Origin of the sequence: Pseudomonas sp. Sample_20, from assembly GCF_004307585.1 — a bacterium.
Lineage (GTDB): Bacteria > Pseudomonadota > Gammaproteobacteria > Pseudomonadales > Pseudomonadaceae > Aquipseudomonas > Aquipseudomonas atacamensis.
The window spans coordinates 14,822-37,162 of the sequence record NZ_RCOA01000130.1; the positions used below are offsets into that span (position 1 = coordinate 14,822).

Genomic DNA, 22,341 nt, shown 5'->3' on the forward strand with positions numbered 1-22,341 from the left:
ATGTCTACTACCCAAACCCCTCCGGCCCTGCGTTGGGCGCTGGCCGGCTCGGTGCTGCTGATGATCGCCGCCGGCGGGCTGTTCTGGTACGCCTCGAACATGGCCGCCGCCAAGCGTCAGCACAACCACGACGAAATCGTCGTCAACATCCATCCCCACAGTTGCGAGCCGAACGCACTGACGGTGCCGGCCGGCCGCGCCAGTTTCCGCATCGTCAACCGCTCCGAGCGTGCGGTCGAGTGGGAAATTCTCGACGGCGTGCTGGTGGTCGAAGAGCGGGAAAACATCGCGCCGGGCCTGAGCCAGGTGATCAACGCCAACCTGCAACCGGGCGACTATGCGATCACTTGCGGCCTGCTCAGCAACCCGCGCGGCACTTTGCACGTCACACCGACGGCCGCTTCCGATGCCGCCGCCAAGGCCAAGCCATCGATGGTGGCTTTCGTCGGGCCGCTGTCGGAATTTCGCGTGTATCTGGCCGTTCAGGGCAGCGCGTTGATCAAAGCGGCGACGGCGCTGAATCAGGCGATCGCCAGTGGTGATCTGGCGCAGGCGCAAGCGTTGTACCTGCCGGCGCGTGCTGCCTATCAGCGTGTGGCGCCGGCGGCGCAGCGCCTGGCCGAGCTGGACAATCAGATCAATGCCCGCGCCGATTATTTCGAAAAGCGCGAACAGGATCCGGCCTTTGTCGGTTTCCATCGCCTCGAATACGCGCTGTTCCAGCAGCGCAATCTCGACGATGTCACGCCGATTGCCCAGCGCTTGCTCGCAGATGTCACCACCCTCAAGCAACAGTTGCTCGCGCAGTCACTGCCGCCGGAGCAACTGGTGGGCATCGTCGTGCGCAACCTCAACAGCCTCGCCGAGGTGCGCGCCGGCAGCGGCGAGGAAGAACGCTACAGCCACAGCGATCTCAACGGTTTCGCCGCCAACGCGCAGACCGCGCGCAAGGTCGTCGACCTGTTGCGCCCGATGCTGAGCAAATCCTCTGCTGACGTGTTGGCGAATGTCGACCAGGCCATGAGTGACTTCGAAAGCCAGCTCAACGCGTTCAAATCCGCTGATGGCTACGTCAGTTACGACGCAGTGACCGCCGCGCAACGCCAGCAGATCACCGCCAAAGCCAAGGCCCTGGCCACGGCGCTGAATGGCATCGACCCCGCCCTCGGCCTATCCGGCCTGTAAGCAGAAGACCACGACAGATGAACGATTCAGAACCTCTCAACCTGCAACGGCGCCGCGTGCTGATGGGCATGGGCGCCGCTGGTGTCGCCCTTGCTGGATCGGCGCTGAGCTGCCCGGCCATGGCCGCGCAGCCTGCGCAAGTCACCGAAGCGCCGAGCAGCGACAAGACCGAAGACCGCCACGACTTCCACGGTGTGCACCAGGCCGGCATCGTCAGCCCGCGCCCGGCCTCCGGGATGCTGGTGGCGTTCGATGTGCTGGCCAGCGATCGCGAAGACCTTGAGCGGCTGTTCCGCACCCTCAACGAACGCATCGCGTTTTTGATGAAAGGCGGCCCGGTCGCGCAGGTCGACCCGAAACTGCCACCGCTGGACTCCGGCATCCTCGGCCCGGTGGTCACCCCGGACAACCTGACCATCACCGTCTCTGTCGGCGATTCGCTGTTCGACGAGCGCTTCGGTCTGGCGGCGGCAAAGCCCAAGCGTCTGCAACGCATGGTCGGCTTTCCCAACGATGCGCTGGACGCCGATTGCTGCCATGGCGACCTGAGTCTGCAGTTCTGCGCCAACACCGCCGACACCAACATTCACGCCCTGCGCGACATCGTCAAGAATCTTCCTGATCTGTTGCTGGTGCGCTGGAAACAGGAAGGCAGCGTCCCGCCGCAAGCCCCGGCCAAACCCGGTGTACCGGCGCAGTCGGCGCGCAACTTTCTCGGTTTTCGCGATGGCTCGGCCAACCCTGATTCCAACGACGCCAAGGCCATGGAGCGGATTGTCTGGGTACAACCGGACAGTGACGAACCGGCCTGGGCTGCCCACGGCAGTTATCAAGCGGTGCGCATCATCCGCAACTTCGTCGAGCGCTGGGATCGCACGCCGTTGCAGGAGCAGGAAAGCATTCTCGGCCGGGTCAAGAGCAGCGGCGCGCCCATCGGCGGCCACAAGGAAAGCGAAGTGCCGGATTACAGCAAGGACCCCGCCGGCAAACTGACCAGGCTCGATGCGCACATTCGTCTGGCCAACCCGCGCACCGCCGCGACCCAGGCCAATCTGATCCTGCGTCGGCCGTTCAACTACTCCAACGGCGTCAACAAGAACGGCCAGCTCGACATGGGCCTGCTGTTCATCTGCTACCAGGCCGATCTGGAAAAAGGCTTTATCACCGTGCAAACCCGCCTCAACGGCGAACCGCTTGAGGAATACCTCAAACCGGTCGGCGGCGGTTACTTCTTCACCCTGCCCGGCGTGACCGGCGATGACGATTTCATCGGTCGCTCGTTACTCGCTGCCACCTCCCAAAAAAAACCGCATGACACCCAACCGACACTGGAGCCGCCCCATGAAAAAGACGCCACTCGCGTTATTGCTGACCCTTGGTTTGCTCAACACCCCGCTAGCGGCGTTCGCCGCGACCGCGCCGCTGGATCTGGTGGGGCCGGTGTCGGACTACAAGATTTACGTCACCGAGAAACTCGATGAGCTGGCCAGCCACACCCAGCAGTTCACTGACGCGGTGAAGAAAGGCGATCTGGCAACGGCGCAGAAGCTCTACGCGCCGACGCGGGTGTATTACGAGTCGATCGAGCCGATTGCCGAGCTGTTCAGCGATCTCGATGCGTCCATCGACTCGCGTGTTGACGATCACGAAAAAGGCGTAAAGGCCGAGGACTTCACTGGCTTTCACCGCATCGAATATTCGTTGTTCGCGGAGAAGTCCACCAAGGGTCTGGATGCATTGGCCGACGGTTTGAACAAAGACGTGCAGGATCTGCAAACCCGTGTGGCCGGCCTGACCTTCCCGCCGGAGAAAGTCGTTGGCGGCGCTGCTGCGCTGTTGGAAGAAGTGGCGGCGACGAAGATTTCCGGCGAGGAGGACCGCTACAGCCACACCGACCTGTACGACTTCCAAGGCAATATTGACGGCGCCAAGAAAATCGTCGACCTGTTCCGCCCGCAGATCGAACAGCAGGACAAGGCATTCGTAGCGAAAGTCGACAAGAACTTCGCCACGGTCGACAGGATTCTGGCCAAGTACAAGACTGCGGATGGCGGGTTTGAGACCTATGACAAGGTCAAGGACAACGACCGCAAGGCGCTGGTCGGGCCGGTGAATACGCTGGCGGAGGATCTTTCGATGATGCGCGGGAAGTTGGGTCTGAACTGATTTTTTAGCCTCTGGTCTGGCCCCTTCGCGAGCAGGCTCGCTCCCACAGTTGGAATGCATTTCCCTGTGGGAGCGAGCCTGCTCGCGAAAGCAATTCCGGACGCGCTAGAGAATCCTGTAGAGCAACCGCTCAATCCTCACCCGACTCACCCGCTTGAGAAACTTCGCCACCCCTGCCGGGTAATCTGGCAGTGTCTCCAGGGTCTGGAAACTGTCGATCCGCGTGGTATGGCGGAAGATGTTTTCCAGCTCTTTCGCCCGTGGCTCCAGCCACTCGCCTTTCGGGTCTTCGATCAGCAGCGCGTTTTCCAGGTCGAGGCGAAACGCGCGCGGATTGAGGTTGTTGCCAGTCAGCAAGGTGTAGCGCTGATCGATCCACATGCCTTTAAGGTGATAGGTGTTGTCACCGTCGCGCCACAAGTGCAGGTTCAACTGGCCACTGTCGATGCTGTGCTGATGGCGTTTGGCGAAGCGGCGCAGGCTGATCTCGTATAGATACGGCAGCGCAGCGATCACCTTGAACGGCTCGCTCGGCGGAATGTAGAAATCGTTGGCGGTCTTGTCGCCGACCACGATATCGATCTTCACGCCACGGGCCAGCGCTCGATTGATCTCACGAATCACGCCCAGGGGCAGGTTGAAGTACGGCGTGCAGATGGTCAGCTGCTTTTGCGCGCTGGCGATCAGCTCGAGAATCGCCCGGTTCAGCGCGTTGTTCTTGCCGACGCCGAGCAGTGGCGTGACCGACAGACCTTCTCGGCTGGTGCTGCCGGCGCCGGTGTCGTAAGTCGCGTATTTGAGACGGCTGCGCAGGTCGCCGATGTCGTTGCGCAGGCTGCGGGTAGTCGGCAGGTTGGGCAGGTCGAGACGGTGCACGGCTTTCGATTCGATCAGGCCATGCTTGACCAGGTGATGCATCGAATCCGCCAGCTCGCGACTGTGCAGCACGTGGTAACGGTCGAAACGGTACTTGTCAAATTTGTGCAGATAGACGTTGTTGAGGCTGGCGCCGCTGTAGACCACCTTGTCGTCAATCACGAAGCCTTTGAGGTGCAGCACGCCGAACAGCTCGCGGGTCTGCACCGGCACGCCGTAGATCGGTACTTCGCTCTGGTGCGTGCGGGTCATGTCCTGATACCAGGCGGCGTTGCCCGGCTGCTTACCGGCGCCAATCAAACCGCGCTGGGCGCGCAACCAGTCGACCACCACGGCGATTTCCAGCTCGGGACGCTTGAGCTTGGCCGCGTGCAGGGCATCGAGGATTTCCTGACCGGCTTCGTCCTGCTGCAAATACAGCGCGACGATGTAGATCCGCTGGGTCGCTGCGGCGATTTGCTCGAGCAGGCAGCGTCGGAATTCGGCAGCACTGGACAGAATGCTCACCGCCTCGGCGGTCAGCGCGAAGCTGCGCAGTTTAGGCAGCAGAGAACGTTTGAAAAGCAACGGCATAAGGCTCGCAAGGTTCGATTCCGAAGAGTTTGAGAGCTTACACCATCGTCTGCGCCGGGTCTTGTCAGTGTCCGTAATGGCCCCTTCGCGAGCAGGCTCGCTCCCACCGTTGAAATGCATTCCCCTGTGGGAGCGAGCGTGCTCGCGAAAGCTTTTCACACACGCTGAAGAAATTCGCTTGACCAAGGAGAACACTCGTTCTACTGTTCGCCACATGAACAAATCAATCAGCAATGAGACACGCGACATCATTCTGGATGTCACCGAAAAGTTGATCTACAAAAGTGGCATCGCTGCCACCAGCATGGATCTTCTGGTGAAGACCGCCGGCGTCTCCAGAAAAAGCATTTACCGTTACTTTGCCGACAAGGACGCACTGGTTATCGCAGCCCTTCAGCGACGCGATGTTCGCTGGATGCACTGGTTCACACAGGCTGTCGATCAGGCCGAAACCCCGGTTAATCGCCTGCTCAACCTGTTTACCGTGCTCAAGGGCTGGTTCGACTCGGAAGGCTTTCGCGGCTGTGCCTTTATCAACACCAGCGGCGAAACCGGTGATCCGCAGGATCCAGTGCGGCTGGTGGCCAAAGAACATAAACAGAAGCTGCTCGACTACGTGAGCAAGCTGTGTACCGAATATGGTGCCGAGGATCCGCAACTATTGGCCAGACAGTTGCTGATCCTGATTGAAGGCGCCATTACCGTAGCGCTTGTGATGGGTGATCACAGTGCCGCCGATAATGCGCAATGCATGGCGCGAAAGTTATTGGACCTGTAACTCTCAACAAGCCGGACTTGTTGTTCATACATTAAATGAATCAGGAGATTGAACATGTCGAATGCAGCCCAGGTACGTCCGCCATTGCCGCCATTCAACCATGCGTCAGCGATCGAGAAGGTGCGCCTCGCCGAGGATGGCTGGAACAGCCGCGATCCGGAAAAGGTGTCGCTCGCTTACACCCTCGATACCAAGTGGCGCAATCGCGCCGAGTTCGCCAACAACCGCGAAGAGGCCAAGGCTTTTCTGACGCGCAAATGGGCGAAGGAACTGGATTATCGCTTGATCAAAGAACTCTGGGCCTACTCCGATACGCGTATCGCGGTACGTTATGCCTATGAATGGCACGACGATTCGGGCAACTGGTTCCGCTCGTACGGCAACGAGAACTGGGAGTTCGATGACAACGGCCTGATGTTCCAGCGCTATGCCTGCATCAACGACATGCCGATCAAGGAAAGCGAGCGCAAATTCCACTGGCCGCTGGGCCGCCGGCCGGATGATCATCCGGGGCTGAGTGAACTTGGCCTGTAAATTCACATAGATTCCCTGTGGGAGCAGTTAGCCTGCTAGCGATAGCGGATCGTCATTCAATGAATGTGTTGAATAACCGATCGGCATCGCCAGCAGGCCTGTTCCTATAAGTTCTCCTGACCGGTTACCGGTAGAGTTCCCTGTCCTCGCCTTAATATTCCGCAGTTTTTTCCTCCCAATCAAAATTCGGATCGTTCTCATACTCGTAGGTAACCGTTGCCGAGTGTGATGCCGGGCGCATCTGAACCTTCGTAATCACCAGGATTTTTCCAGCTACAGTTCGGTTTTTGATGGTTTTGTCCCGAGCGTCTTGTTCGGTTTCATCAGTTCCGTGCAGGTCAACAATGATCTCCATCACCCATTCTCCTTTAAGTATCTTTTTACTCGCCCAACAGCGAGAAGGGTCAATGCTGGCCTTCTATACAAAATCTGGCAGCTGTGAAACCTGACAGGTTTTTATATTGATTCGAACTAGCCACCGCTGCTAAACAGGTATTTCAATGACGCGATCCGGGTAAAGCGATAGCTCGCCGCAATACCTGGAAATGAGTAACATAACCGCCCTCCCCGCAGCCCACGTTCTGCGCCTTGCCGAATAAGCCGACTCCATGCCTTTCGAACTCAGCGTTGACCTCACCACCCTGGCCATTCTGGCTGCTGTTGCTTTCCTTGCCGGTTTCATCGATGCCATCGCGGGCGGTGGCGGTCTGTTGACTACGCCGGCCCTGCTGACTGCGGGTTTACCGCCGCATCTGGTGCTGGGCACCAACAAGCTGAGCTCGACCTTCGGTTCGGCGACCGCCAGCTTCACCTTCTACAAGCGCAAACTGTTTCATCCACGCCAGTGGACCCATGCGATTGTCGGCACTCTGGTTGGCGCGCTTACCGGCGCGGTGGTTGCGCATTACCTGCCGGCCGAGTGGCTGAACAAGATGCTGCCGGTGATCGTTTTCGCCTGTGGCCTGTATTTGCTGTTTGGCGGCACGCCGAAAGCGCCGCTGGACAGCGACGCGCCGATCAAAAAGAAATGGCAATCGACCCAGGGCTTCAGCCTCGGCTTCTACGATGGCGTGGCCGGCCCCGGCACGGGCGCATTCTGGACCGTGAGCAGTCTGCTGCTGTACCCGATCGACCTGGTCAAGGCCAGCGGCGTGGCGCGGAGCATGAACTTTGTCAGCAACATCGCGGCGCTGTCGGTGTTCATTTTCTCCGGACAGGTCGACTGGATCATTGGCTTGTGCATGGGTCTGTCGGTGATGGTCGGGGCTTTCTTTGGCGCGCGCACCGCGATCAGCGGCGGCGCCAAATTCATTCGTCCGGTGTTCATCACTGTCGTGCTCGGGCTGACTGTGCGCTTAGCCTGGCAGCACTGGTTCAGCGTGGCCTAAGCGCCGCGCGACGTAGACGTCGATCAGGTAACGGGCAATCGAACGCGACGCCGGCAACGGCGGCAAGTCATGCACGTTGAACCACTGGGCGTCCTCGATCTCGTCTTCCTGACAGACAATTTCGCCACCGGCATATTCGGCATGGAAGCCGAGCATCATCGAATGCGGGAACGGCCAGCACTGGCTGCCGATGTACTGGATGTTCTTCACTTCAATCTGCACTTCCTCGCGAACTTCGCGAATCAGGCAATCCTCGGCCGATTCCCCCGGCTCGGCGAAGCCGGCCAGCGTGCTGTAAACCCCGGTGACGAAACGCGGCGAGCGTGCCAGAAGGATTTCGTCGCCACGGGTGATCAGCACGATCATGCTCGGTGAGATGCGCGGATAACTGCGCAGATCGCACGGCTGGCAATACATCGCCCGTTCGCGCGGGACTTGCCTCATCGGCTGGCCGCAGTTGCCGCAGAAGCGGTGCTCGCGAGCCCAAGTGCCGATCTGTGCGGCGTAACCGAGCACTTTGTACAGCGTGTGATCGCCTTCGAGCATGAACGCCCGCAGCCCCTTCCAGCCGCAACCGGGCACATCGCTGACGCTGCGCAACTCAAGCAGATAGACCGGTTCACCGTCGAGATGACCAATCCCATGCTCAGCGAGGACTGAAAGGTCCTGGCGATTGAGCCACTCGCGCGGGAACAGTGCGCCGTTGTCATCGAACAGAAAGCCTTCCGGGCTGCGCGCTACGGCCCAGCCGCCGGGTTGATCGGTGTCGAGTACTGCAGTGGTCCAGCGAGAGATCATGGTTAACTCAATCCAGAAATTCGGGTTTCTGTTTGCTCATGTGGGCGGCCATGGCCACGCGCAGATCGGTGGATTGCAACATGGCGGCGTTCCAAGTGGCAACGTATTCAAGACCATCGTCGATGCGATGGTCGCGCATGTAGCTGATCATTTCCTTGGTACCGGTCACGGCGATCGGCGACTTCGCAGCGATGTCACGGGCAATGCCGAACACGCCTTCGAGCAGTGTGTCTTTGTCGCTGTAGACGCGATTGACCAGGCCCATGCTGCGTGCTTCTTCGGCGCCAAAGGTGCGACCGGTGTAAGCCAGTTCACGCAGCATGCCGTCTCCGATGATTCGCGGCAACCGTTGTAGCGTACCGACGTCAGCGGCCATGCCGATGTCAATTTCCTTGATGGAAAATTGCGCGTCCTCGGCGGCATAACGCATGTCACAAGCCGAGATCAGATCGATCGCCCCGCCCAGGCAATAGCCCTGAATCGCAGCAAGCACCGGTTTGCGGCAGTTGTCGACGGCGTTGAACGAGGCTTGCAGATTGAGGATCTTGCGCCGCAGCAGGCGCGCATTGCGGCCCACGTCCTTGCCCAGCTCGTTGGCGACACCGGCGAGCATCATGAGATCGATGCCCGATGAAAAATGCTTGCCGTTACCACTGAGGACCACCACGCGGACTTCGTCGGTATCGTCGATCCATTGGAAGATCTCGACAATCTCGCTCCAGAACGCCGCGTTCATTGCGTTTATCTTTTCCGGGCGATTGATCTGCACATGCGCGATGTTGTCGGCCAGTTCGACGCTGAAGGCGGAGTATTGAGTCATGGCAGTGATCCTTTACCGGGCTGGGAAATAAGGCCCGAACTATAACAAGGCAACGGGGCGGCGGTTCGGCCAAATGCGGGACTGACTGGCGCGGCTCATTGGGGAGCAGCCGAAGGCTGCGATCTTTTGGGACGCAGAGCGTCCCGGGCTGCATTCCCACGCAGAGCGTGGGAACGATCGATTGGCTTATTTCAGCCCCAGCCTGTACAGCGAGCCATTCTCCTCATCCGTCAGCACATACAGATAGCCATCCGGCCCTTGGCGCACATCGCGTATGCGCTTGTTCAACTCGCCCAGCAAACGCTCCTCATGGACGACTTTATCGCCATCGAACTGCAGGCGAATCAATTCCTGGGACACCAGTGCGCCGATAAACGCGTTGTGCTGCCACGGGGTGAAGCGATCGGCGTCGTAGAACGCCATGCCGGTAACCCCGGGGGATTTTTCCCAGACATGATGCGGCGCCACGGTGCCTTCAGCAGTTTTGCCCTTGGCTTCCGGGATGGGCTGCATCGAGTAGTTGATGCCATGGGTCGCCAACGGCCAGCCATAATTCTTGCCACGCTCGATGATGTTCACTTCGTCACCGCCACGTGGCCCGTGTTCGTTCTCCCACAGCGTGCCGGTCCACGGGTTGAGCGCCGCGCCCTGCGGGTTGCGCAGGCCATAGGACCAGATTTCAGGCCGGACACCGGATTGGCCAACGAAAGGGTTATCGTCCGGCACTTTGCCGTCCGGGAAGATCCGTACGACTTTGCCTTGCAACTTGTCGAGGTCCTGCGCAGTCGGTCGATCGTTGTTTTCGCCGAGGGTGATGAACAGATACCCGTCGCGGTCGAACACCAGGCGTGAACCGAAGTGGTTGCTCACCGATAGTTTCGGTTCCTGACGGAAGATCACATTGAAGTCCTTCAGCGTCTTCAGGTCATCTGAAAGCCGTCCGCGCCCTACCGCCGTGCCAGCCTTGCCGCCCTCACCACCGCCCTCGGCATACGACAGATAGACCATACGGTCCTGCTTGAAGTCTGGCGACAGCGCCACATCAAGCAACCCGCCCTGCCCTTTGGCCCAGACTTGCGGCACGCCACTGATTGGCTCCGACAGTTTGCCGTCCTTGCTGACGACGCGCAGATGACCCGGGCGTTCGGTCACCAGCATGCCCTTCTGATCAGGCAGAAATGCCAGCGCCCACGGATGTTCGAGGCCTTGGGCAACAGTGGTGACTTCAAGAATGCCCTGTTCGCTTTTCAGCTCCTTGGGCGCGGCGGCGAAGGCCGGGGCACTGATCAGCGCGGCGGCGCAGCAGGTGGCTAGTAGGGTTTTACGCAACATGCACGATTCCTTTTGTTCGTGTGAAAGGCTGACAGAACATCAGTCCTGCCGTTCAACGGTTGCTGCCGGTGCCCCGTGGGGGCGGGTTGGGAATGAAGGTTGGCGGATTGCTCGGCACCGAGCGAATTGGCTGGCCATTGCCGATGCCGCGATTTTCAACGGTCGGCTGACGTGGCACGGGAACGGTGTTCGGCCCGCGAAGGGGCGGAGCGCTGGGCTGGGTGCCCTGCATGCTGTTGGGATTGGCCCGGCGGATCGGGCTGTTGTAGGGATTGTTGCTGTTGCCGGTAGGGCTTTGCGCCAGCACGACATCGGCATGAACCAGGCCGCCACTGAGGGCGAGGACGGCGATGCCAAGCAGAAACCGGTTCATGGGAAATACCTCTCGATGTGCGTGGACTAGAGCCTTGGAGCCCACGCTACGCCGTGGGTTCGGATTTGTTAACCCTCGCGCCTTAAACAACATGTAACACGGCTTGACCGTACCGCTGGACGCCGCGCAATCACTGGAAACTTTCTCACCGCGCCACGGGTCACCTGATCATCACTCGGAGGACACGTCATGGCTCGGGCAATCTGGAAAGGCGCAATCAGTTTTGGACTGGTACACATCCCCGTGGCGCTGGTTTCAGCGACGTCGTCCCAAGGCGTGGACTTCGATTGGCTCGACAGCCGCAGCATGGACCCGGTGGGCTACAAACGCATCAACAAGGTCACCGGCAAGGAAGTCACCAAAGAGAACATCGTCAAAGGCGTGGCCTACGAAAAGGGCCGATATGTGGTGCTCAGCGAGGAAGAAATCCGCTCGGCGCACCCGGTTTCCACGCAGACCATCGACATTTTCTCGTTCGTCGATGCCGAGCAGATTCCGCTGCAGAACATCGATACGCCCTACTACCTGGCGCCAGACAAGCGCGGCGGCAAGGTCTACGCGTTGCTGCGCGAAACCCTGAGCAAAACCAACAAGGTCGCCCTCGCCCGCGTTGTCCTGCATACCCGTCAATACTTGGCCGCGTTGATGCCGCTGGAGTCGGCGCTGGTTCTGGTGAAACTGCGCTGGCCGCAGGAAGTGCGCAGCCTCGATGAGCTGGCGCTGGGCAGCGAAGTGACGAAGCCGCAACTGGCCAAGGGCGAGCTGGACATGGCCAAACGTCTGGTTGAAGACATGACCTCGGAGTGGTCGCCGGAGGACTACAAGGACGAGTTCGAAGACAAGATCATGGCGCTGGTCGAGAAGAAAGCCCACGAAGGCAAGATCGAGGATGTCGAGACCGCCACTGGCGAGGAAGAGCGCAAGACTGCCGATGTTATCGACTTGACCGAACTGCTCAAACGCAGCCTCGGTGGCAAGGCACCGGCCAAGCCCAAGGCCAAATCAACCAGTAAGGCGGCGCCGGCGAAGAAGACTCGGAAGGCGTCTGGGGAATAGGAAGTCAATCAGGAAGATACTTGTTTAATGTCAGGACGCTTTCGCGAGCAAGCTCGCTCCCACAGGGTTTGGAGTCGGACGCAATATTTGCATTCACCCAAATCAAATGTGGGAGCGAGCTTGCTCGCGAAGAGGCCGGTACTGACACCGCAAGCCTTCAGATCAGAATAAAGATCGCCAGCAACGCGGCAAAAATCGCCCACTTCTCCAGGTAATACCGCGTACGGTTGCGCTTCTTCAGCTCTTTGCCGCGCAAACGAATCTTGTAGATTTTGGTAAACAAGCGGTTGATGCCACCAGTCTTGTCCCCCGCATCATTCGGCGCGCCTGCCGCTGACATCACGGTGCGGCTGAACCAGCGGTTGAACGCGGCGGCCCAGCGGTATTTCAGCGGCCGCTCAATGTCACAGAACAGAATGATGCGATTCTGATCCGTGGTGTTTTCGGCGTAATGAATAAACGTCTCGTCGAACATCACCGCTTCGCCATCGCGCCAGTGATAGTTCTCGCCGTCGACGTTGATGTAGCAGCCAGGATCGTTCGGCGTATCCAGGCCCAGGTGATAACGGTAGGAACCCGCATACGGATCGCGATGGCGCACCAGTTTCGAGCCCGGTGGCAGCTCGGCAAACATCGCCGCTTTGATCGAGCCGATGCTTTGCACCAGTTCGGTGGTGCGTGGGCACAGCTTCATCGCCGATGGATGGCTGTCGCCGTACCACTTGAGGTAGAAGCGCTTCCAGCCGGTCTTGAAGAAGGAGTTGAAGCCGACATCGTCATACTGATTCGAGCGCTTGATCTCGCCGGCACGCAGCAGATTCTGGCCTTCCTCGCGAATCTCTTCCCAGTGCGCCTGCAACGGGCTCAGATCGGGAAAGTCTGCCGGGTTCAGATACGGCTTGTTGGGCATCCTGGAAAACAGATAGAGGAAGCAGTTGATCGGCGCGAGGAACGTCGAGTGGTCACTCAATTGCCGCCCCAGTTTGTGGCGCACGCGTCCACGCAAGTGAACGTAAGCAATGGAGATGACATAAACAGCGGCAATGATGAGTTTCACGGAAAAGGGTCACACGTCAAAAGTGAACAAACTGCGCGCGTGGCGACCTGAGGCCCAGCGTCTTATGCAGCGGTCTTGATGCACAGGGCGCGTCCTTGGCCCGCGCCGTTTCCGGGCGCTCGGTGAAAGGGTGGCATTTTAGCCACAGTTCGTAACCGATAGTGAACTCTCAACTGTGAAAAACTGTCTTGCGCGTTTGCGTGTAAAGCTCCAGCACACTTGAATCCATACAAACGCCCGTTGCTCATTTCGATGGAACCACGCTTGGCACGCGCTCCTCTATCGCTTACCAATAACGGAGGAACCCCCATGATCGCCCCAGAAACCGGTATGAAACCAGGTCAGCGCTATCGAATTGAAAGCGTCGAGCGCGCGCCGCAATTCTCTGGCTTTTTTCTCGATGGAAAGTATTACCTGGGACCCGAGTTGCAGACCGCCATCGGCTGGCTTGAAGGGCAAATATTCTTCTACGACCAGCTCGACCCGACCGGTGAGCCGGTTTATCCGGGCAGAATTGCCGGCACGATCGAAGGGCTGACGCTGGTGATGCCGGACGGCTTACGGCTGGAGATCGAAGAAGCGCCTTATCTGGCGGAACCTGCTGCGCCAGTGCGCGCTTCCGTCGCCGGGCGCATCGAGCGTATTTCGCGGCAGCCGATACGCCCTTCGCCGCTATTGGTAGCCGGGGCTGCGATGTTGGTAGGGGTTTGCCTGCTGACGATCTCGCGCATCAGAAATCGCTGAAGGCCACCGCGCGAGCAGTGGCCCAACTATCGGTCACTGCTCGCGGGTTACTGTCAGTGCGACCACGGCGATTCGCTCGGCGCGCTCGTATTCAGGCTTGAACAGTTCCTCGCTGAACACATCCGGATCAAGCTCACGATAAGTCCAGCCGAAACGCTCGCCCTTGAGCAGAGGCGCCACGGCCTCGCGGAACGGGTCCTGCCCGGCGACGATCGCCACGCCGGTGTACACCAGCAACGTACCGCCGACTTCCAGGCGCGGCAACGCCTCACGCACGATCCGCACCGACAAACCCTCACCCAGCGCCCCGCCGCCGTGGCGATAAGCGCGCTGTTGTTCGTCGTTCATGTACGGCGGATTGGCGATGATCAAATCGAACTGCCCTTCGACACTGGCGAGCAGGTCGCTGTGATACACCGACACGTTGTTGGCCCCGGCCAACTCAGCGTTGACGGCACTCATGCGCAACGCCTGCGGATTGATATCCACCGCCAGCACTTGGGCATCAGGACGTGCCTTGGCCATGACGACCGCGCCGGCGCCGCTTCCGCAGCCGATGTCCACCGCGCGTCTGATCGGCGAAAAGCGTTGCTGCAATTGCGCTTCGATGGCCTGGGCGAAACGATAAGTGTCGGGGCCGAAGAACACCGCATCACTCGCCGTTGTCGGAAACGCCGAGTGGGCAAACAACCGGTCATTCAGCGTCGACCAGCGCACATGGCTGCGCCACACGGCGCCATCGCGTTCGACTGCGCCGGCCTGCTCCAGCGTGGCCAGTTCCTCTGCGCGAAATAGCTCTGAAGGAAACGGCATCGACCAACCAAACACATCGCGCAGACCCTTGGCCAGCGGCGTGGCAAAGCGTTGGAGATAACGTTCATGGGTCAATGGCGTTGGAGTAATAAAGTGATAACCACTGTCGAGCAGGCGCTTGCCCAGCTCGAACAGGGCTCTATCGGATGTTTCTTGTGCCGACATGAAGCCTCCTTGTTTCAACGCAAGCGGGCGCGCAGTTGGATGAAGCGACGCGTCGCGAAAAGTCCGGCCGGGCGCCAATGCCGCTGCGGTTGCAGCCACGGCATCAACATCGCCATTTGCTCGGCGGCAGGTTTGTCAGCCAGGGCCGCTTCCAGATTGAGCAGATCGGCGTCATCGTCAAAGTTTTCTTCGACGGCAGCTTCCCGGCGCACATAAGGCCGAGGCCGGGATGCCGGGCAATCCTGAGTGATCCAGTCGCGCAGCAGCTGTTTTTCATAGCCGTTGAACACACCGAACATCGCCGCGTCGCTGCCATCAATCAACCGCCAGAAACGACTTTCTTCTACCGCCTCGCCGCGCTTGATCCAGCTCTTGCGCTCCAGCGCTGCGAGGAATTCGCCCATTTGCCCCGGCGTGGCCAGCCATTGGTTGATGGTGCGGTTTTCGATACGGCAGTAATCGGAATGCATGTGCCGGCCAAAAACAGCTTTGCGCTCAAGCATGGCGATGACTTCATGGTCCAGATCGAACTCTGTGATCACGGCGGTGGTGCCCTTGCCGACATCATTGAGGCGATAACCAACAGCCATGCGCCGATAGAACTCATCGCGCTCTTCACCCAGCGGCATCAGTTCGAGCATTGATTGCACAGCCTTGCGCGCGTGCCCGGTGCTGGCGTTGTCGATGGTCACATGCAGGCGGAAATAGTGCGGATCGATACCCAGCTCTGCCAATTCATAAGCGCTGATCAACAAATGCAGAGGCAGTTGTTCGTAGCCGAGATTGAAACCGATAACTTCAGGCAAAAACTGCCCGCCGAAACGTCCCAGTGCCAACTGCACCGCGCCTTGCAGAAAATACTCGTCGGCAAGACCGCTCAGATCGGAGCAGTCATGCTCGGCGAGCAGCTTGCGATAGATCACCACGTGATTCTGCCGTGGCACGCCCTCGCCCAACTCTTCCAGATAGGTATCGAGCAAATCGTCGAAACGCGGGTCCTGCCACTGCGGCAACAGCCCGGCCAGCCAGGCACCATCGACCTCTTTGGTCGGTGCCACATGCAGAATGAAATACAACGCGTGGGATTTGTTGCGGAAATAGCGGCGCGGCGCGCCCTGCTGACGCTGTTCGAGGTAATCGGCGTATTCGGCCGCCACGCGGGCGCAGCGGGTTTCCGACCATTGCAGCAGCTCTTCGGCGCTGACCGGCAAATCGTCAGAAAGCGCAGCCGCCTTGCTCAGTTGCCGGCGCAGGAAGTCCAGTGCCGCGCGATCAACCGTGGAGTCTTCCGCCAGCAATCGGTCATAGAGCCGGCGCTCGGTATCCGCCGGCGTGGATGTTTTACCCGAAGACTTCCTGGTCGGGATTTCGATCAGCGACATGACTCATTCCCCTGCGTTATTGGCATTGCCTATAAACGAAAGAGTGATTGGCGCTGAAAAAAATTCCTTTTTTGTGCGGGGCGGTGCGCTCAGTGGTGTGGGCCGGTTGACTAACCCAAAGCCGTATCGAGAAACATCATCACGCCGAAGCCAAGCATCAGCCCGAGCGTGGCCGGTGTTTCGTGGCCGTTGCGGTGAGTTTCCGGAATGACCTCGTGGGACACCACGAAAATCATTGCACCAGCGGCCAGGCCCATCGCTACCGGGAAGCCCAGCGCGAAGCTGTTGGTGATGCCCAAACCGATGATCGCGCCCAACGGCTCCATCAATCCTGAAGCGGCGGCAATCAACGCCGCACGCACTGCGGAAATGCCGGTCACCCGCAGCGCCAACGCCACAGCGAGACCTTCGGGGATGTCCTGAATGGCGATCGCAGTGGTCAGCGGCAAGCCGATTTTCATGTCGCCGGTGGCGAAGCTGACGCCGATCGCCATGCCTTCCGGCAGGTTGTGCAGGGTGATCGCCAGCACGAACAGCCAGACTCGATTGAAACGCTTGGCTTCGGGCCCGCGCCGGCCGCTTTTTTCATGTTCGTGAGGAACGAAGCGGTCGAGGCCGACCATCAACGCCACGCCCAAGGCCATGCCGGCCACAACGACGGCAGCGGCGAGCATGGGATTGCTCACCGCCTCCTTCGCCGCCGCAATGCCCGGCAGGATCAGTGAAAAGGAACTGGCAGCCAACATCATCCCTGCCGCAAACCCGAGCATGGTGTCTTGAGTTCGCGAAGTAATCGCGCGCAACGCCAGGGCCAGCAACGCACCGATTGCCGTGGCGGCAAAACCCGACAGCCCGCCGAGAGTTGCGAGGCGTAGCGTGTCGCGGCCGGTACTGACCAAACCGGTGTAGCCGCTGATCAACAGCAACACGGTTACCCCGACCAGGGTCAGCCAGAAAATGCGCCCTCCCCAGCCCGTACGCGAAAGGTTCACGAACCATGCGCGTACGGGAGCTGCGAATAAAGATGACGGTAGCGCCATGAAAACTCCTCGGTTTCAGGTGGCCGGTGCGAACGGCGTGGTTTCATCCAGTTGCGCCAGCGGAACATCGCTGCCACCCGGGGTCAGAATCACCTTGCGGCATTCTTCCTGCTTTTTATTGAAGATCTTGTAACCCTCGGCCGCCTGCTCCAGCGACAGCCTGTGAGTGATGATCGCTTCGGGCTGCAACTTGCCGGTTTCGATGTAGCCAAGCAGCTCCGGCAGAAAACGCTGCACATGAGTCTGGCCCATTTTGAAGGTCAGGCCCTTGTCAAAAGCGTCGCCGAACATGAAGCCATGGATAAATCCTGCATACACCCCCGGAACGCTGACCACACCACCGCGCCGGACGGCGGCGATGCACTGGCGCAAAGCCTTGCCGCTGCTGCCTTCCAGCTTGAGTGTAGCCATGACCGTTTCGGTGGTGCTGCCCTTGGCTTCAAGGCCGACGGCATCGACCACGGCATCGACGCCGCGATGGCCGGGAGTCTGGCTGGTAATGGTGTCGGCCGGGTCATCGTCTTCATCGAAGTTGATCGGAATCACGCCGTAGGTGCGCTGGGCATAATCGAGGCGGTACTGGTGATGGTCGACCATGAAGATCAGCTCGGCACCGAGCATTCTCGCGCAGGCTGCGGTGAGCAAACCGACCGGTCCGGCGCCGTAGATCGCCAGACTCGAACCCTGTTTGACGCCAGCGTTGATCACGGCTTGCCAGGCAGTCGGCAGGATATCGGACAGGAACAGCACTTTTTCGTCCGACAGCGTGCCCGGCACCTTGAACGGGCCGGTATTGGCTTTCGGCACGCGCACCAGTTCCGCTTGGCCACCGGGAATCCCGCCATACATACGGCTGTAGCCGAACAGCGCTGCTGGCGGCGGAATCATTTTCTTGTTCAGCGCCGCGCCAGGGCCTTCATTGGTGGTTTCGCAAGCGGCGTAAAGCTCTTGCTGGCAGAAGAAGCAATCGCCACAGGCGATCACGAACGGAATTACCACGCGGTCGCCGCGCTGCACGGCCGTGACGGCTGGCCCGGTTTCTTCGACGATGCCCATGAACTCATGGCCAAAGATATCGCCGTGCTCGACGGTGGGTATTTTGCCTCGGTACAGGTGCAGGTCCGATCCGCAGATGGCGGTAGCGGTGACGCGCAGGATGATGTCGTCGGCGGCTTCAAGTTTCGGGTCCGGTACGGTCTCGACGCGCACGTCATGGGCGCCGTGATAGGTCATTGCTCGCATGGCTTGGTCCTCACTCGTTTGAACGAAAATGGCTGCTGCTCCACTTTCCGAAGTGAAAATGGTCGAGTGAGTTCACTCGGGTTTTCGAGATTTTGATCAGCGGATATCGGTCGCTTCTCGGACGAGCCGATGCGTACGCCCGTTTGCCTGCCATATAACTGCCGTCTGAGTTATGCGACAATGCGCGCCAATGTCCAACAAGAACCCCGTACTCGTCGCTCAGCAGCTTGCCTTCAACGGCCCCAGTTGCGGACGGCTTATGCGCGTTGGCTCAACTCAAGCACAGACTGGGGGGAGCTGGAAAAGCTCCAGATTGGTACGCAAGTTTGTACCAGGCACCACAGACCAGCTCTAACCCATTGATAGGTAAGGTAATTGATCTCCACAGCTAACATCACGATGCAGTTTGGCGCCAAGCCGCTGTTCGAAAACGTTTCGGTCAAATTCGGCGCAGGCAATCGCTACGGCCTGATCGGTGCCAACGGTTGCGGCAAGTCGACCTTCATGAAAATCCTCGGCGGCGATCTCGATCCGTCCGGTGGCCAGGTCATGCTCGAGCCGAACGTGCGTCTGGGTAAGCTGCGCCAGGATCAGTTCGCCTACGAAGAATTCACCGTGATCGACACCGTGATCATGGGTCACGAAGAGCTGTGGAAGGTCAAGGCCGAGCGCGATCGCATCTATTCGCTGGCGGAAATGTCCGAAGAAGACGGCATGGCCGTCGCCGAGCTGGAAACCGAGTTCGCCGAGATGGACGGCTACACCGCCGAATCCCGTGCCGGTGAATTGTTGCTGGGTCTGGGCATTCCGCTGGAACAGCATTTCGGCCCGATGAGCGAAGTCTCGCCAGGCTGGAAACTGCGCGTATTGCTGGCGCAGGCACTGTTTTCCGATCCGGAAGTGCTGTTGCTCGACGAACCGACCAACCACCTGGACATCAACACCATTCGCTGGCTGGAAAACATCCTCACCCAGCGTAACAGCCTGATGATCATCATCTCCCACGACCGTCACTTCCTGAACAGCGTGTGCACGCACATGGCCGACCTGGATTACGGCGAGCTGCGTCTGTTCCCGGGCAACTACGACGAGTACATGACCGTGGCGACCCAGTCCCGCGAGCAACTGCTGTCGGACAACGCCAAGAAGAAAGCGCAGATTTCCGAGCTGCAATCGTTCGTCAGCCGCTTCTCGGCCAACGCCTCGAAAGCCAAGCAGGCCACCTCCCGCGCCAAGGCGATCGACAAGATCCAGCTGGCCGAGGTCAAGCCTTCCAGCCGCGTCAGCCCGTTCATTCGTTTCGAGCAGAACAAGAAGCTGCACCGTCAGGCGGTCATGGTCGAGAAAATGGCCAAGGGTTTCGATGGCAAGCCACTGTTCAAGGACTTCAGCTTCCAGGTTGAAGCCGGCGAGCGCGTCGCGATCATCGGCCCGAACGGTATCGGCAAGACCACCCTGCTGCGCACCCTGGTCAATGAACTGACCCCGGACGCCGGTAGTGTGAAATGGACCGACGCCGCTGAACTGGGTTACTACGCTCAGGACCACGCTCACGACTTCGAAGACGACGTCACTCTGTTCGACTGGATGGGTCAGTGGACCCAGGGCGAGCAGATGATTCGCGGTACTTTGGGCCGCATGCTGTTCTCCAACGACGAGATCCTCAAGTCGGTCAAGGTCATCTCCGGTGGTGAGCAAGGTCGCATGCTGTTCGGCAAGCTGATCCTGCAAAAGCCCAACGTGCTGATCATGGACGAACCGACCAACCACCTGGACATGGAATCGATCGAGGCGCTGAACCTGGCGCTGGAAAACTACCCGGGCACGCTGATCTTCGTCAGCCACGACCGTGAGTTCGTATCGTCCCTGGCCACCCGCATCATCGAGCTGAGCCCGAACGGCGTGACCGACTTCAGCGGCACTTATGACGACTACCTGCGTAGCCAGGGCGTTGTTTTCTAAGAGCAGCTTTTAGTTTCAAGCTGCAAGCTGCAAGCTGCAAGTTAAAAGCCCTGTCCTCTGTGACGGGGCTTTTTGCATTCGGCGTTTGGGAATTGTGGGTGCGCAGATATTCGCGAGCAGGCTCGCTCCCACATTGATCGTTCCCACGCTCCGCGTGGGAATGCAGCCCGGGACGCTCCGCGTCCCAACAGCGGACGCAGAGCGTCCATGGCGGCGTTACCACGCAGAGCGTGGGAACGATCATTAAGGCGAAGTAGTTAGCCTGCTTTCTTTTATCCCGGCCCCGCGCCATGATGTCGGCAACTCTCTCACCGCCGCCCGCGAACGAGTGCTCATGTCTGCGCAGCCACTGCCACCGCAAAGCTCCCTGGCGATCACCCTGCAGATCGTCTCCATCGTTTTCTACACTTTCATTGCCTTTCTCTGTATCGGTTTGCCGATTGCGGTATTGCCCGGTTACGTCCATGAGCAACTGGGTTTCAGCGCGATGCAAGCTGCAAGTTAAAAGCCCTGTCCGTGTGACGGGGCTTTTTGCATTCGGCGTTTGGGAATTGTGGGTGCGCAGATATTCGCGAGCAGGCTCGCTCCCACATTGATCGTTCCCACGCTCCGCGTGGGAATGCAGCCCGGGACGCTCCGCGTCCCAACAGCGGACGCAGAGCGTCCATGGCGGCGTTACCACGCAGAGCGTGGGAACGATCATTAAGGCGAAGTAGTTAGCCTGCTTTCTTTTATCCCGGCCCCGCGCCATGATGTCGGCAACTCTCTCACCGCCGCCCGCGAACGAGTGCTCATGTCTGCGCAGCCACTGCCACCGCAAAGCTCCCTGGCGATCACCCTGCAGATCGTCTCCATCGTTTTCTACACCTTCATTGCCTTTCTCTGCATCGGGTTGCCGATCGCGGTATTGCCCGGTTACGTCCACGAGCAACTGGGTTTCAGCGCGATCATTGCCGGCCTGGTGATCGGTTCGCAGTATCTGGCCACCCTGCTCAGCCGGCCAATGGCCGGGCGCATGTCGGACACGCTCGGGACCAAGCGGGCGATCATTTATGGCTTGTGGGGGATTGTTCTCAGTGGCGCGCTGACGTTGCTGTCGACCTTGCTGCAAAGCTTTCCGCTGACCAGCCTGTTGATCCTGATTGCCGGGCGCTTGCTGCTTGGTATTGCCCAAGGCCTGATCGGCGTCGGCACCATCAGTTGGTGCATGGGCCAGGTTGGTGTCGAGCACACGGCGAAATCCATCGGCTGGAACGGCATCGCTTCTTACGGCGCGATCGCCATTGGTGCGCCGCTGGGCGTGGTGATGGTTGCCGAATATGGCTTTGTCAGCCTTGGCCTCGCGCTGTCGGCGTTGGCGGCAGGTGCGCTGTGGTTGATCCGCAACAAGCCTTCGGTGCCGGTGATTCGTGGCGAGCGCCTGTCATTCTGGGCGGTGTTCGGCAAGATTGCGCCGTACGGCACCAGCCTGACGCTGGCCTCGATCGGCTACGGCACACTGACGACTTTCATCACCCTTTATTACCTCAACCGAGGCTGGACCGGTGCGGCTTACTGCCTGACCGTGTTTGGCGTGTGTTTCATTCTGTCGCGGCTGTTGTTCATCTCGGCGATTGCCCGGTTTGGCGGGTTTGCCTCGGCCATCGTCTGCATGTCGGTTGAAACTGTCGGGCTGGTGATGTTGTGGCTCGCGCCCTCCACTGCGTATGCGTTGATTGGCGCAGGGCTGGCGGGATTTGGGCTGTCTCTGGTGTACCCGGCGCTGGGGGTTGAAGCGATCAAACAGGTGCCGAGTTCCAGCCGTGGTTCAGGGTTGGGGGCTTATGCGGTGTTCTTCGATCTGGCACTGGCGATTGCCGGGCCATTGATGGGCGCGGTGGCGTTGAATCTGGGCTATTCGTGGATCTTCTTCAGCGCGGCGTTGTTGTCGGTGACCGGGTTGGGCCTGACCTTGTTGCTCAAGCGTCGCGCACTTTCCTGAAAGCAGACAATTCAGTTTCCCGTGGGAGATTCTATGGTTCATGCCTAGCCCCTAAACGCCTTTGGGTGAGTATTCG

General features: G+C 59.6%; 20 protein-coding genes and 2 pseudogenes. 11 read left to right on the plus strand and 11 right to left on the minus strand.

Annotation, left to right across the window (positions count from 1 at the left end; all coding sequences use genetic code 11):
• The 3 genes and pseudogenes from efeO (D8U70_RS26345) (at nucleotide 1) to efeO (D8U70_RS26355) (ending at nucleotide 3,351) form a co-directional block, all read left to right on the plus strand.
• The gene (efeO, locus tag D8U70_RS26345; protein WP_130930108.1) at nucleotides 1-1,185 is read left to right on the plus strand and encodes an iron uptake system protein EfeO; all 1,185 of its coding nucleotides are present in this window, start codon (nucleotides 1-3) and stop codon (nucleotides 1,183-1,185) included.
• A 17-nt stretch (nucleotides 1,186-1,202) separates the two neighbouring features.
• Nucleotides 1,203-2,480, plus strand: a pseudogene (gene efeB, locus D8U70_RS26350) (iron uptake transporter deferrochelatase/peroxidase subunit); the annotation flags it as partial.
• 46 nt (nucleotides 2,481-2,526) lie between these two features.
• Entirely contained in the window at nucleotides 2,527-3,351 is an 825-nt protein-coding gene (efeO, locus tag D8U70_RS26355; RefSeq protein ID WP_016774710.1) for an iron uptake system protein EfeO, read from the plus strand.
• A 105-nt stretch (nucleotides 3,352-3,456) separates the two neighbouring features.
• Here efeO (D8U70_RS26355) and pssA read toward each other — a convergent pair whose 3' ends face one another.
• Nucleotides 3,457-4,800, minus strand: a complete 1,344-nt coding sequence (pssA, locus tag D8U70_RS26365; protein ID WP_130930110.1) for a CDP-diacylglycerol--serine O-phosphatidyltransferase — start codon at nucleotides 4,798-4,800, stop codon at nucleotides 3,457-3,459.
• A 214-nt stretch (nucleotides 4,801-5,014) separates the two neighbouring features.
• Between pssA and D8U70_RS26370 the strand changes: the two genes are divergently transcribed.
• Both D8U70_RS26370 and D8U70_RS26375 read left to right on the plus strand, forming a co-directional pair.
• Nucleotides 5,015-5,578, plus strand: a complete 564-nt coding sequence (locus D8U70_RS26370; RefSeq protein ID WP_130930116.1) for a TetR family transcriptional regulator — start codon at nucleotides 5,015-5,017, stop codon at nucleotides 5,576-5,578.
• Between the two features lie 54 nt (nucleotides 5,579-5,632).
• Complete coding sequence (locus D8U70_RS26375; protein ID WP_130930111.1) at nucleotides 5,633-6,112, plus strand: nuclear transport factor 2 family protein; 480 nt, start codon at nucleotides 5,633-5,635, stop codon at nucleotides 6,110-6,112.
• A 151-nt stretch (nucleotides 6,113-6,263) separates the two neighbouring features.
• On the opposite strand, the gene D8U70_RS26380 is transcribed toward D8U70_RS26375, so the two are convergent.
• On the minus strand, nucleotides 6,264-6,467 hold the full coding sequence (locus D8U70_RS26380; protein ID WP_130930112.1) for a hypothetical protein: 204 nt from the start codon (nucleotides 6,465-6,467) through the stop codon (nucleotides 6,264-6,266).
• 253 nt (nucleotides 6,468-6,720) lie between these two features.
• On the opposite strand from D8U70_RS26380, the gene D8U70_RS26385 reads away from it, so the two are divergent.
• Nucleotides 6,721-7,500: a TSUP family transporter gene (locus tag D8U70_RS26385; protein WP_016774706.1), complete on the plus strand. Its 780-nt coding sequence runs from the start codon at nucleotides 6,721-6,723 to the stop codon at nucleotides 7,498-7,500.
• Here D8U70_RS26385 and nudC read toward each other — a convergent pair.
• From nudC to D8U70_RS26405, 4 genes are all read right to left on the minus strand, one after another.
• Nucleotides 7,468-8,298 carry an NAD(+) diphosphatase gene (gene nudC / locus D8U70_RS26390; RefSeq protein ID WP_130930113.1) on the minus strand — a complete coding sequence of 277 codons (831 nt, stop codon included), beginning with the start codon at nucleotides 8,296-8,298 and terminating at the stop codon, nucleotides 7,468-7,470. The genes D8U70_RS26385 and nudC overlap by 33 nt on opposite strands.
• A gap of 7 nt (nucleotides 8,299-8,305) precedes the next feature.
• Entirely contained in the window at nucleotides 8,306-9,118 is an 813-nt protein-coding gene (locus tag D8U70_RS26395; RefSeq protein ID WP_122698299.1) for a crotonase/enoyl-CoA hydratase family protein, read from the minus strand.
• Between the two features lie 186 nt (nucleotides 9,119-9,304).
• A complete protein-coding gene (locus D8U70_RS26400; protein WP_073474484.1) occupies nucleotides 9,305-10,450 on the minus strand; it encodes a PQQ-dependent sugar dehydrogenase in 1,146 nt (381 codons plus the stop codon).
• A gap of 52 nt (nucleotides 10,451-10,502) precedes the next feature.
• Complete coding sequence (locus tag D8U70_RS26405; protein WP_016774702.1) at nucleotides 10,503-10,823, minus strand: hypothetical protein; 321 nt, start codon at nucleotides 10,821-10,823, stop codon at nucleotides 10,503-10,505.
• Nucleotides 10,824-11,012: 189 nt separating this feature from the next.
• Between D8U70_RS26405 and D8U70_RS26410 the strand changes: the two genes are divergently transcribed.
• Entirely contained in the window at nucleotides 11,013-11,879 is an 867-nt protein-coding gene (locus D8U70_RS26410) for a Ku protein (protein ID WP_039762960.1), read from the plus strand.
• A gap of 157 nt (nucleotides 11,880-12,036) precedes the next feature.
• Here D8U70_RS26410 and lpxO read toward each other — a convergent pair whose 3' ends face one another.
• Nucleotides 12,037-12,936, minus strand: a complete 900-nt coding sequence (lpxO, locus tag D8U70_RS26415; protein ID WP_039764006.1) for a lipid A hydroxylase LpxO — start codon at nucleotides 12,934-12,936, stop codon at nucleotides 12,037-12,039.
• A 264-nt stretch (nucleotides 12,937-13,200) separates the two neighbouring features.
• Between lpxO and D8U70_RS26420 the strand changes: the two genes are divergently transcribed.
• Nucleotides 13,201-13,680: a short chain dehydrogenase gene (locus D8U70_RS26420; protein WP_313872414.1), complete on the plus strand. Its 480-nt coding sequence runs from the start codon at nucleotides 13,201-13,203 to the stop codon at nucleotides 13,678-13,680.
• Between the two features lie 33 nt (nucleotides 13,681-13,713).
• Here the strand turns inward: D8U70_RS26420 and D8U70_RS26425 are convergent, their stop codons facing one another.
• The 4 genes from D8U70_RS26425 to D8U70_RS26440 all read right to left on the minus strand — a co-directional run bounded on the left by D8U70_RS26425 (nucleotide 13,714) and on the right by D8U70_RS26440 (nucleotide 18,322).
• Entirely contained in the window at nucleotides 13,714-14,658 is a 945-nt protein-coding gene (locus D8U70_RS26425) for a class I SAM-dependent methyltransferase (protein WP_130930114.1), read from the minus strand.
• 14 nt (nucleotides 14,659-14,672) lie between these two features.
• Entirely contained in the window at nucleotides 14,673-16,040 is a 1,368-nt protein-coding gene (locus tag D8U70_RS26430) for an iron-containing redox enzyme family protein (RefSeq protein ID WP_130930115.1), read from the minus strand.
• Nucleotides 16,041-16,150: 110 nt separating this feature from the next.
• Nucleotides 16,151-17,080, minus strand: a complete 930-nt coding sequence (locus tag D8U70_RS26435; RefSeq protein ID WP_122706136.1) for a ZIP family metal transporter — start codon at nucleotides 17,078-17,080, stop codon at nucleotides 16,151-16,153.
• A gap of 15 nt (nucleotides 17,081-17,095) precedes the next feature.
• Nucleotides 17,096-18,322: a zinc-dependent alcohol dehydrogenase gene (locus D8U70_RS26440; RefSeq protein WP_073474496.1), complete on the minus strand. Its 1,227-nt coding sequence runs from the start codon at nucleotides 18,320-18,322 to the stop codon at nucleotides 17,096-17,098.
• Nucleotides 18,323-18,697: 375 nt separating this feature from the next.
• Between D8U70_RS26440 and D8U70_RS26445 the strand changes: the two genes are divergently transcribed.
• The 3 genes and pseudogenes from D8U70_RS26445 to D8U70_RS26455 all read left to right on the plus strand — a co-directional run bounded on the left by D8U70_RS26445 (nucleotide 18,698) and on the right by D8U70_RS26455 (nucleotide 22,265).
• Nucleotides 18,698-20,284, plus strand: a complete 1,587-nt coding sequence (locus D8U70_RS26445) for an ABC-F family ATPase (protein WP_016774693.1) — start codon at nucleotides 18,698-18,700, stop codon at nucleotides 20,282-20,284.
• A gap of 334 nt (nucleotides 20,285-20,618) precedes the next feature.
• Nucleotides 20,619-20,774 (plus strand): annotated as a pseudogene (locus D8U70_RS26450) (MFS transporter); the annotation flags it as partial.
• Nucleotides 20,775-21,077: 303 nt separating this feature from the next.
• Nucleotides 21,078-22,265, plus strand: a complete 1,188-nt coding sequence (locus tag D8U70_RS26455; RefSeq protein WP_123442512.1) for an MFS transporter — start codon at nucleotides 21,078-21,080, stop codon at nucleotides 22,263-22,265.
• The last annotated feature ends 76 nt before the right edge of the window (nucleotides 22,266-22,341 follow it).